This is a genomic window from Methylobacterium sp. WL18 (genome assembly GCF_008040015.1).
Taxonomy (GTDB): domain Bacteria; phylum Pseudomonadota; class Alphaproteobacteria; order Rhizobiales; family Beijerinckiaceae; genus Methylobacterium; species Methylobacterium mesophilicum.
In genome coordinates this window covers 1-10,036 of record NZ_VRVD01000115.1, presented here as the reverse complement: position 1 = coordinate 10,036, position 10,036 = coordinate 1, and the positions used below count along the sequence as shown (strand labels likewise).

Genomic DNA, 10,036 nt, shown 5'->3' with positions numbered 1-10,036 from the left:
GCGCCGGGCGAAGGCGAGGAGGCGGTGGGTCAGCGCCGCGGCGCGGTTGGCCGACGACAGGGCCGCGCGGGCATAGCGCTCGATCGCGTCGGTGCGGCCCTGCTGGATGCGGGTCTGCATCAGGTCGAGGGAGCCGACGATGCCGGTCAGCAGGTTGTTGAAGTCGTGGGCGATGCCGCCGGTGAGCTGGCCGATCGCCTCCATCTTCTGCGCCTGGAGCAATTGCTCCTCGACCCGGCGTTGCTCGGTGAGGTCCCGCCCGACGATGTAGAACAGCCCGGTTCCCGGATCGGGCACCGCCGTCCACATCACCACCCGGCGCTCGCCCGCGCGGGTCAGGACGCGGTCGACGAAGCCCGCCACCGTCTCGCCGGCCGACAGGCGGCCCACCACCTCGGCGGTCTCGGCGTGGTCGCCCGGATCGACGATGTCCAGGAACGGCCGGCCGAGCAGTTCCGCCTCGCTCCAGCCGAGCATGTGCGTCCAGGCCGGATTGACGGTCTTGAGGAATCCGTCGAGGCCCGCTGTGCCCATCAGGTCGTTGGTGGTCTCCCACAGCCGGTCGCGCTCGCGGGTCCGCTGGGTGACCTCGGAGAGGAGGGTGGCCTCGACCCGCTTGCGGTCGGTGATGTCCTGCACGAACACGTGGAATCCGTCGACCGCACCGTCGGCGCCGCGCCGGGGCAGGTAGCGGATCTCTGCGTCGCGGTGGCGCCCATCCTGGTGGGGCCAGGCGATCTCGAACCGGACGGCCTCGCCGGCGCGGGCGCGCTCGACATAGGCGCGGCGCAGCTCGAAGGCCGCGGGCCCGAGCAGCACCCGCACGTCCTGACCCACGATCTCCGCGGCCGGGCGGAAGAACCAGTCCTGATACGCCGCGTTGGCGAAGCGGTAGACGTAGTCCCGGTCGATGAAGGCGATGAGCACCGGCAGCGCGTCGGTGATGAGGCGCAGCTCGCGCCGGTCGGCCTCCGCCCGCTGCTCGGCGGATTTGTGGTCGGTGATGTCGCGCACCGCCCCGACGAACCGGATCGGGCGGCCCTCGGGGTCGCGTTCGAGCGCGCCGCGGCGGGCGATCCAGCGTTCCGCGCCGTCATCCGCCCGCCGGATCCGATAGGCCACGTCGGCATCGGTCAGGCCGGCGCCCCGGTCCGCCCATTGCGCGACGCGTCCGGCATCCTCCGGGATGACGAGGCGGACGACCGCGTCGATCGGCAGCGTCTCCTGCTCGGCCAGGCCGTACAGGCGGAAGAAGTGCGGCGTGGCGTGGATGACGTTCTGGTCGAGGTCGATGGAGAAGACGCCAACGCCGCCGGCCTCCTGGGCCCGGCGCAGGCGCGTCTCGGAGGTGCGCAGCGCCGCCTCGGCCCGGACCTGGGCACCGATCTCGGCGTTGACGCCGAACCAGCGCACAACCCGGCCGGTGGCGTCCCGCAGCGGCACGATCCGCGTCAGGAACGGCCGGAACATGCCGTCGGCCCCGCGCAGGGGAAACACCATCTCGAACGGCTCGCCGGTGGCGATCGAGGCGGCCCAGACCGCCGTCACCCGGGGCAGCGCCTCCGGGTCGTGGACGCTCTGCCAGCCCCAGCCAGCCATGGCCGCCTGCGTGGTGCCGCAGTAATCGAGCCAGCGCCTGTTGTACCAGTAGAGATAGCCGTCGCCGCGGGCGAGCCAGCACAGGATCGGCAGGTGGTCGGCGAGCCGGCGGAACTCGGCATCGTCGATCCGCTCGGGATCGGGATCGGGCAGGATCGCGTCGCTATGGGCGGGCCGGTGCCAGTACGCGCGGTCGAAGGCGGTCTCGTCCCGCGACGCCTCGTCCCGTACCTCCACCCGGCTCGCGGCGAGCGCGGTGCGCAGGCGGGTGACTTCGTCCTCGAGGGCACGGGTGCGGCGCCGGAGAACCTCCGCCTCGTCCGCGCTCAGGGCACCGCTCACGCGCGGACCGCGCGGCATCGGCCGGGCACGGGCGGCGCACCGGTGGGGATGAGATCGAAGGCTGTACGCCGGCTCATCTCGGCCTTGTTGCAGAACCGGCCGGCGCTCGCCAGCCCGTGGGCGGGCCCGGACTTGAGAGGTGGCGGGCGTTAATGTGCGCGGCCGCGCGCGCCGCCGGCCACGGGACGCAGGTGCAGGAAGCTGCGCTCGCCGGTGGCCGCCTCGGCCACGTGCTGGATCGTGTCGAGCAGCTCGGTCACCGCCTGCGGCGCATCCGGGCGGAACTGCGCCTTGGGCTCGACCCAGCGCTTCTGCGTGCGCCGCGCGGCGATCTGCGCTTCGCTCAATGCGTCGAAATCCCGGCGTCGAACCATGGCCCAGCCCTCCGTCCGGAACTGTGTCGGCGCATGGTTGACGAAGGGTTAACGGGTCGGAGACGGCGACGCCGTCGCGACGATCGCGCGGGCGGTGACCCTATGGCGGCGTCGGCCCGCGCGGGCCCGTCCGGTCGGTCAAAGTCCGCACCAGCCTGAGCAAGACCGCGCGGATATGGGCGCGAAGGGGGGTGTTTTCCGCCATGGGTCGGTTACGGCGCTACGAGGCTGGAGGTTTCAGAAACCCGCCATTTCGAAGGGCGTTGCTACGTAAAAAGGCGGTCGTGCGCGGAGACCGTCGCTCCTCCCATCACCCAAGGGCGTATGGTCAAGCCGCCATCAGCGCGTCTGATCTTTGGGTATTGATGAAGCACTGATCTTTGAGAGAACGCTTCGGATATGCGCCCGTACCATCTCTTTTCTGTTTGAACCGCCGCCCGTTCCCTTCACGGCAGGCGGCTCATCGGCGGTCGTCATGGCTAAGCCCCAAGGTCAGAAGCGCCGCCGCTTCGGGCCACCGGGTGTGGGTGGGCGGGCTATCTGCCAGATCTATAGTAGATCGACGCGCTCAAATCCCGGACGCATTGTGGTGAATCGGTCCAATTCACGTTTTAGCTAGGTTAAGGTTTATCGCAGCCGACGTTGGTCGCGGTCGCCCATCAAACTACGTAGAGATAGTCCGGGCGCCCGCCACAGGGGTTCATCAGGGGGATGTCGGTGCCCGAGCGCTTCTACTTCGATGTCGAGAACGGCCGGGAGCGGATCCGGGACGAGGTGGGCGTCGAGGCCGAGAGCCTGGAGGAGGCCCTGGACGAGGCGCGCAGCGTGATCGGAGAGATGGCGGGTTCCGTCGGCACGGGCGCGTCCGGCGGGTCGTGGACCCTCGTCGTGCGGGATGCGACCGGCGCGGTGGTCGGCCGCCTGCCGATCCGTGCGTGATGCCACCGCGATCAAAGAACCCGCCGCGGCACGGGCCGGGCGGGTTTGAAGGTGGTCTCGTCTCGGAGAAGGCCCGACCGTAGACGCGGCACTCCCGCGCCGCATCCCCCATCCGAGGGAAGCGGCCACACGATATAGCGAGCCCTCGGACGGTGCGCCCGGCCGGAGGATCAGCGGTCAGCCCCCGAACGCCCGGGGCGGCAGGCCGGTTACGCCGACATCGAGCTCGAACAGCGCGCCTGCGGACGGCTCGTGCTCGACGCCCCGCGACGCCGACGTGACGAACAGCCGGTCGAGCCCAGGTCCCGCGAAGGCGCAACTCGTGATGTTCGTGGCCGGGAGCGGGATGGCCCTCAGGAGGCGCCCGTCCGGATCCAGCCGGCTGATCCGGCCCGCACCCCAGTGGGCGATCCAGAGGCAGCCGTCCGCATCCGTGGTCATCCCGTCGGGCCAGCCCCACGCCTCGGGGAAGCGCAGGAATTCCCGCTTCCCCGCCAGGGTCCCGTCGGCGGCGAGGTCGAAGGCGAAGACGGTCCGGGCGGCGCTGTCGCTGTGATAGAGGATCCGGCCGTCGCGGCTGAAGGTCGGACCGTTGGCGACGCCGTAGGCGCCGTCCATCCGTCGCCAGCTCAAGTCCGGGTCGAGCCGGTGCAGGGCGCCCGAGACCGCGGTCTCGGCCTGGTGCATGCTCCCGGCCCAGATGCGGCCGGCCGAGTCGACCTTGGCGTCGTTCAGGCGGTTGTCCGGAAAGTCCGGCTCCGGATTGCCGATCGGCGTGACTTGGTCGGCCTCCAGATCGAACAGCGCGAATCCGCTCTTCAGGCCGATCACGAAGTCGCGCCGGCCGGCCCGGGGGATGATCCAGCCGATCGGCTCGGGAAACGGGCACGTGCCCGTGGCGCCGCCGGCAAGGTCGAGCCAGCGCAGGGCCGGGGCCTCGATGTCCACCCAGAACAGCCGCCCCCGCTCGGGCACCCAGACGGGTCCTTCGCCGAGCCGGTCGCGCTCGGGGCGGGCGACGATGCGGAACTGTGCCTCCATGGGATCGCCTTCTCGAGTCCGGCGGAGGACCGCAGCCCACCGCGTTACGCTGAACCGTGGACGGTGGCCGATATCTTCTCAGGCGCGGTCGGAGGCACCCAGGCCCGGCCGGCTGCCCCACAGCGCGAAGAACAGGACGTAGAGTTCGCAGGCGGCCGTGATGAGGAAGGAGTGCTGCAGGCCGAACCGGTCGGCGGCCCAGCCCTGCACCACCACCAGGGAGCCCCCGGCGATCGCCATGATCAGCAGCCCCGCCCCCTCCTCGGTCAGCGGGCCCAGGCCGCGGATGCCGAGGGTGAAGATCGTCGGGAACATGACCGCGTGGAACAGCCCCACCGAGATCAGCGCCCACATGGCCAGCGCCCCCGTCGCGAAGGTCGCCACCAGCATGACCGTGAAGGCCGCCAGGGCGGCGCCAGCCAGGATGGTCTCGGCGGACCGCACCTGCATCAGGTAGCTGCCGACGAAGCGGCCGATCATCATCCCGCCCCAGAGCAGGAACAGGTAATGCGAGGCCTGCGTGTGCGTGAGGTCGCCGATCTCGGGCTGCGAGACGAAGTTGATGAACAGGTTCGACACCCCGATCTCGGCGATCAGGTAGATGAAGATCGCCGGCACGCCGAGCACGAGGTTGCGGTGGCGCCAGAGCGACAGGCCGGTGCGCTCGGCCTTGGCGGCCTGCTTCGCGGCCTCGCCTGCGCCGCCGCCCATGGCGGGAAGCGGGAAGCGTGCGATCACCACGGCGAGCACGACGAGGATCGCCGCCACGATCAGGTAGGGGAGTTGCACCGACTGCGCGTCGGCCAGTCGCTCGGCCGCGGTCAGGGTCGTGCCGACGGCGAGGTTGCCCGAAGCCGAGCGTCCGAGGATCAGGTAGCCGCCGAAGAGCGGCGCGAGCGTCGTGCCGAGCGAGTTGAAGGCCTGGACGAGGTTGAGGCGCGCCGGGGCGGTCTCCGGGGGGCCGACCACCGCCACGTAGGGGTTGGCCGCGACCTGGAGCAGGGTGATGCCGCTCGCGATGACGAACAGGGCGGTGAGGGTGATCGCGTACGAGACCTGATGCGAGGCCAGGACCATGCCCAGCGTGCCCAGCGCCATGATGCCGAGGCCCACCACCAGGGCACGCTGGTAGCCGATGCGCGCGATCAGCTTCGCGGCCGGGATCGAGGCCACGAAATACGCGATGAACCACACCGACTCGATCAGCGTGGTCTGCGTGTAATCGAGGTCGAAGACGCTCCTGAGATGGGGTAGCAGAGTGTTGTTGATGACCGTAATAAAGCCCCACATGAAGAAGAGGCTCGCGAGCAGCGAGAGGGCCGGGCGGTAGCTGCCGCGGTCGGCCGACGCCGTTCCAGCCGCGGGCGCTCCGATGCTCGCGATCGGTCCTGCCATCAAACGTTTCCTCATCCCGGGGCCGCTTTGCCGCGGCCCGATGTTGTGAATTTCATTTGTATGAGTATATAGCGGAGTTTAAGACGTCAACCGCGGCACGCGTCGAGCGCCGGCGCACGATCGGCAAGCGGGAGGCGGGCATCTTGCGGGGAGATCACATGCGTGGAGTCGGGGCTGTGGCGCTGGGCGCCTGCGCGGCGATCCCTGTGGCGGCCCAGGGTGCCGAGCCGGTCCGCACCGTGTTCGGCACCCTGCCGGACGGCCGGACGGTCGAAGAGGTGACGCTGACCAACGGCAGGGGCGTCACCGCCCGCGTGATCTCGTGGGGCGCCCTGCTGCGGACGCTCGAAGTCCCGGACCGCGCCGGAAAGCCCGCCGACATCGTCCTCGGCTACGACGATCTCGCCGGCTACCTGGCCAAGCCCAACTATTTCGGAGTGAGCGTCGGGCGCTACGCCAACCGGATCCGCGGAGGCCGCTTCACCCTCGACGGCCGGACCTACACGCTGGCGACCAATGACGGATCCAACGCGCTCCACGGCGGCACGGCGGGATTCGACAAGCGGCTCTGGACCATCACAGAGGTCAAGGGCGGCGCCGCGCCGTCGGTCAGCCTGCGCTACGTCAGCCCGGACGGCGAGGAAGGCTATCCGGGTACGCTCACCGTGACCGCAACCTACGCGCTGGACGACACCGACACGCTGTCCGTGATCTACCAGGCGACCACCGACAAGCCGACGATCGTCAACCTGACCAACCACAGCTTCTTCAACCTCGCCGGGGAGGGCTCCGGCCGCTCGATCCTGGGCAACGTCCTGACGATCCCGGCCGAGCGCTACACGCCCGTGGACGCGACGCTGATCCCCACGGGCGCGCATGTCCCGGTGGCGGGTACGCCGTTCGACTTCCGCACACCGACGGTGATCGGCGACCGCATCCGCGACGGACGCGACATCCAGATCGTGCGCGGGCGCGGCTACGACCACAACTGGGTCGTCACCGACGCCCCCACGACCGAGCCGCATCTCGTGGCCCGGGTCGAGGACCCCGAATCCGGCCGGATCCTCGAAGTCGCCAGCAACCAGCCGGGCGTCCAATTCTACGCGGGCAACTTCCTCGACGCGACCGCGGTGGGCAAGTCCGGCCTGGCCTACCGGCAGTCGGACGCCCTCGCGATCGAGCCCGAGCTTTTTCCCGACACCCCGAACCAGCCGGCCTTCGGCTCGGCCCGCCTCGATCCGGGCAAGACCTACCGGAACGTCATCACCTACCGCTTCTCCACTAGCGCGGCACACCGGACCCACACGAAATGACCGATCGCCCGAACACACGGCCCCTGCGCTCGCGCGCGTGGTTCGACAACCCCGACAACATCGACATGACCGCGCTCTACCTGGAGCGCTACCTGAACTTCGGCCTGAGCCTCGACGAGCTGCGCTCGGGCAAGCCGATCATCGGCATCGCCCAGACCGGCTCCGACCTGTCGCCGTGCAACCGGCACCACCTCGTGCTGGCGGAGCGCGTGCGTGAGGGCATCCGCGAGGCCGGCGGCATCGCGCTCGAATTCCCGGTCCATCCGATCCAGGAGACCGGCAAGCGGCCCACCGCCGGCCTCGACCGCAACCTCGCCTATCTCGGGCTGGTCGAGCTCCTGTACGGCTACCCCCTCGACGGGGTCGTGCTGACCACGGGCTGCGACAAGACCACGCCGGCCTGCCTGATGGCGGCCGCCACCGTGAACATCCCGGCCATCGCCCTGTCGGTGGGCCCGATGCTCAACGGCTGGTACAAGGGCCAGCGCACCGGCTCCGGCACGATTGTGTGGCGCGCGCGCCAGATGCTGGCGGCGGGCGAGATCGACCACGACGGATTCATCAAGCTGGTGACTTCGTCCGCGCCCTCCACGGGCTACTGCAACACCATGGGCACGGCGACGACGATGAACGCGCTCGCGGAGGCGCTCGGCATGATGCTGCCGGGCTCCGCGGCGATCCCGGCCCCCTACCGGGACCGACAGGAGGTCGCCTACCTCACGGGCAAGCGCGTGGTCGAGATGGTCGCCGAGGACCTCAAGCCGACCGACATCCTGACCCGGGAGGCCTTCCTCAACGCGATCGTGCTCAATTCGGCGATCGGCGGCTCGACCAACGCCCCGATCCACCTGGCCGCGCTCGCCCGCCACGCCGGCGTCGAACTCGACATCGCCGATTGGCAGACCCACGGCCTCGACGTGCCGCTCCTGGTCAACCTGCAACCGGCCGGCGAGTATCTCGGCGAGGATTACTACCGCGCGGGCGGTCTCCCGGCAGTGGCCGCGCAGCTGATGCAGCGCGGGCTGCTCCACGAGGGCGCCCTGACGGTGAACGGGCGCACCATCGGCGACAATTGCCGCGGTGCGGTGATCGAGGACGAGGATGTGATCCGGCCGATCGACCGGCCGCTGAAGGAGGCCGCAGGCTTCCTGGTGCTCCGCGGCAACCTGTTCGACGCGGCGATCATGAAGACCAGCGTGATCGGCGAGGAGTTCCGGGAACGCTACCTCTCGAACCCCGACGATCCGGAGGCCTTCGAGGGCCGGGCCGTCGTGTTCGACGGACCGGAGGATTACCACCACCGGATCGACGACCCAGCGCTGGCGATCGACGACAACAGCATCCTGATCATGCGGGGCGCCGGCCCGGTCGGTTATCCGGGGGCGGCCGAGGTGGTGAACATGCGCCCGCCCGCCTACCTGATCCGCTCAGGCGTGCACGCGCTGCCCTGCCTCGGCGACGGGCGCCAATCCGGCACCTCGGCCTCGCCCTCGATCCTCAACGCCTCGCCCGAGGCGGCGGTCGGCGGCGGGCTCGCGCTGCTGCGCACCGGCGACCGCGTGCGGATCGACCTGAAGCGCGGCACCGCCGACATGCTGCTCGACGCGGACGAGATCGAGCGGCGGCGCAAGGCCCTGGAGGAGGCCGGGGGATACGCCTATCCGGCATCCCAGACCCCGTGGCAGGCGATCCAGCGCGCGAGCGTGGGGCAGATGCACACCGGCGCGATCCTGGAGGGGTCCGAGCGCTTCCAGCGCATCGCCCAGACCAGCGGCCTGCCGCGCGACAACCACTGACGCGGAACCCCGCCGCCGCCGCCGCGGCGGGGTTCACGCCGTCAGGGACAGTTCGGTGTCGGACAGGGCGAGGCGGACCAGTTCGGTCATCGCCACCCGCGCCGCCTCGACATCGCCGGCCACGATCGCCTCGTACAGGATCCGGTGATCCGGCATCGGGTCCCGGGGCAGGGCGCTGCGACGCTGCTTGAAGATCGTCGTCCAAGTCACGGCAGCGGCAATGGAACTCGACAGGGCCATCAAGGGTCCGTTGCGGGCCGCCTCCAGGATCGTGTTGTGGAACGCCTGGTCGGCGGCCCGACCGATCTCGGTGGCGAGGCCGTAGCGTCCCATCTCCTCCAGGGCGTGCCCCATCCGGGAGATGTCGAGGGCGGAACGCCGCTCGGCCGCCAGGGCCGCCGCCGCCGGCTCGACGATCATCCGCAGTTCGAACAGGTCCCGGATGAACGTTTCGCTCGGCTCGGCCTCGAACGCCCAGGCGAGGATATCCGGGTCGAGCAGGTTCCAGCGGCTGCGCTGGGTCACACGGGTGCCGGTGCGCGGCCGGCTCTCCACCAGCCCCTTGGCGCTCAGGATGCGAATCGCCTCGCGATAGGCGGTGCGCGAGACCTTGAGCTGCTCCGAGAACTCGATCTCGCCCGGTAGCACGTCCCCGGGCGCGTACCGGCCGGCCAGGATCGCGATGCCCAGATCGCGCGCCACCGAACCGTGAATCCTGCGCGAGCCCGAGGCCAGCGGCAGCTTGATGTCCTCGTAGCCCGGATCCCCCCTCAACTGTCACCTCCGGTCCGAAGCCGCCAGGACGGGGCAGGATCACCGCGATCGTACCCTGAAGTTGTAGGAGTGCAAGCGCCAACACCCACAAGCACCATAGTGCTGCGACGCTTGCAGCCACTGCACAACTGCTCTAAGTTATTTGTATGAGTAAAGAGCTGACGATGAACGCGGAGCTTCGCGGCACGATCCTGATCGGCGCCGAGGATGCGACCACCACCGATACGTTCCGGGCCGCCGACGCCGCAAGCGGGGCGGCGCTGGAGCCCGCCTTTTCGGCCGCCGGCGCGGCCGAGGTCGAGGCGGCATGCGCGCTGGCGGATGCGGCGTTCCCGAGCTTTTCCGAGTCGACCCCCGCGGTGCGCGCCAGCTTCCTGGACGCCGTGGCCGAGGCGGTGGGCGATCTCGGCGAAGCCCTGATCGCGCGGGCCATGGCCGAGACCGGGCTGCCGCGGGCGCGGCT

Annotated in this window: 9 protein-coding genes; 4 read left to right on the top strand and 5 right to left on the bottom strand. The window is 70.1% G+C overall.

The features are described from left to right. Together FV228_RS11365 and FV228_RS11360 are read right to left on the bottom strand one after the other, a co-directional pair. Positions 1 to 1,941 (bottom strand): PAS domain S-box protein (locus FV228_RS11365; protein ID WP_187277704.1); only part of this gene is annotated, 1,941 nt, incomplete at its 3' end. Positions 1,942 to 2,090: 149 nt separating this feature from the next. Continuing rightward, complete coding sequence (locus FV228_RS11360) at positions 2,091 to 2,315, bottom strand: hypothetical protein (RefSeq protein WP_147854727.1); 225 nt, start codon at positions 2,313 to 2,315, stop codon at positions 2,091 to 2,093. A gap of 717 nt (positions 2,316 to 3,032) precedes the next feature. Here FV228_RS11360 and FV228_RS11355 point away from each other — a divergent pair. After that, on the top strand, positions 3,033 to 3,254 hold the full coding sequence (locus FV228_RS11355) for a hypothetical protein (protein WP_147854726.1): 222 nt from the start codon (positions 3,033 to 3,035) through the stop codon (positions 3,252 to 3,254). Positions 3,255 to 3,431: 177 nt separating this feature from the next. Here FV228_RS11355 and FV228_RS11350 read toward each other — a convergent pair whose 3' ends face one another. Beyond that, on the bottom strand, positions 3,432 to 4,295 hold the full coding sequence (locus FV228_RS11350; protein WP_147854725.1) for an SMP-30/gluconolactonase/LRE family protein: 864 nt from the start codon (positions 4,293 to 4,295) through the stop codon (positions 3,432 to 3,434). 78 nt (positions 4,296 to 4,373) lie between these two features. After that, positions 4,374 to 5,690: a sugar MFS transporter gene (locus FV228_RS11345; RefSeq protein ID WP_147854724.1), complete on the bottom strand. Its 1,317-nt coding sequence runs from the start codon at positions 5,688 to 5,690 to the stop codon at positions 4,374 to 4,376. A gap of 158 nt (positions 5,691 to 5,848) precedes the next feature. On the opposite strand from FV228_RS11345, the gene FV228_RS11340 reads away from it, so the two are divergent. Both FV228_RS11340 and FV228_RS11335 read left to right on the top strand, forming a co-directional pair. Then, complete coding sequence (locus tag FV228_RS11340; protein WP_147854723.1) at positions 5,849 to 7,003, top strand: aldose epimerase family protein; 1,155 nt, start codon at positions 5,849 to 5,851, stop codon at positions 7,001 to 7,003. Further along, entirely contained in the window at positions 7,000 to 8,799 is a 1,800-nt protein-coding gene (locus tag FV228_RS11335; RefSeq protein ID WP_147854722.1) for an IlvD/Edd family dehydratase, read from the top strand. The genes FV228_RS11340 and FV228_RS11335 overlap by 4 nt, the downstream gene beginning before the upstream one ends. 33 nt (positions 8,800 to 8,832) lie before the next feature. On the opposite strand, the gene FV228_RS11330 is transcribed toward FV228_RS11335, so the two are convergent. Beyond that, complete coding sequence (locus FV228_RS11330) at positions 8,833 to 9,573, bottom strand: FadR/GntR family transcriptional regulator (protein WP_147854721.1); 741 nt, start codon at positions 9,571 to 9,573, stop codon at positions 8,833 to 8,835. A gap of 164 nt (positions 9,574 to 9,737) precedes the next feature. Here FV228_RS11330 and FV228_RS11325 point away from each other — a divergent pair. Continuing rightward, the coding region (locus tag FV228_RS11325) for an aldehyde dehydrogenase family protein (protein ID WP_246693882.1) at positions 9,738 to 10,036 on the top strand (299 nt) is incomplete at its 3' end.

Bases quoted from the DNA above. Each gene is read 5' to 3' on its own strand.
- FV228_RS11360 (WP_147854727.1), bottom strand. From the start codon at position 2,315: ATGGTTCGACGCCGGGATTTCGACGCATTGAGCGAAGCGCAGATCGCC.
- FV228_RS11350 (WP_147854725.1), bottom strand. From the start codon at position 4,295: ATGGAGGCACAGTTCCGCATCGTCGCCCGCCCCGAGCGCGACCGGCTC.
- FV228_RS11345 (WP_147854724.1), bottom strand. From the start codon at position 5,690: ATGGCAGGACCGATCGCGAGCATCGGAGCGCCCGCGGCTGGAACGGCG.
- FV228_RS11340 (WP_147854723.1), top strand. From the start codon at position 5,849: ATGCGTGGAGTCGGGGCTGTGGCGCTGGGCGCCTGCGCGGCGATCCCT.
- FV228_RS11335 (WP_147854722.1), top strand. From the start codon at position 7,000: ATGACCGATCGCCCGAACACACGGCCCCTGCGCTCGCGCGCGTGGTTC.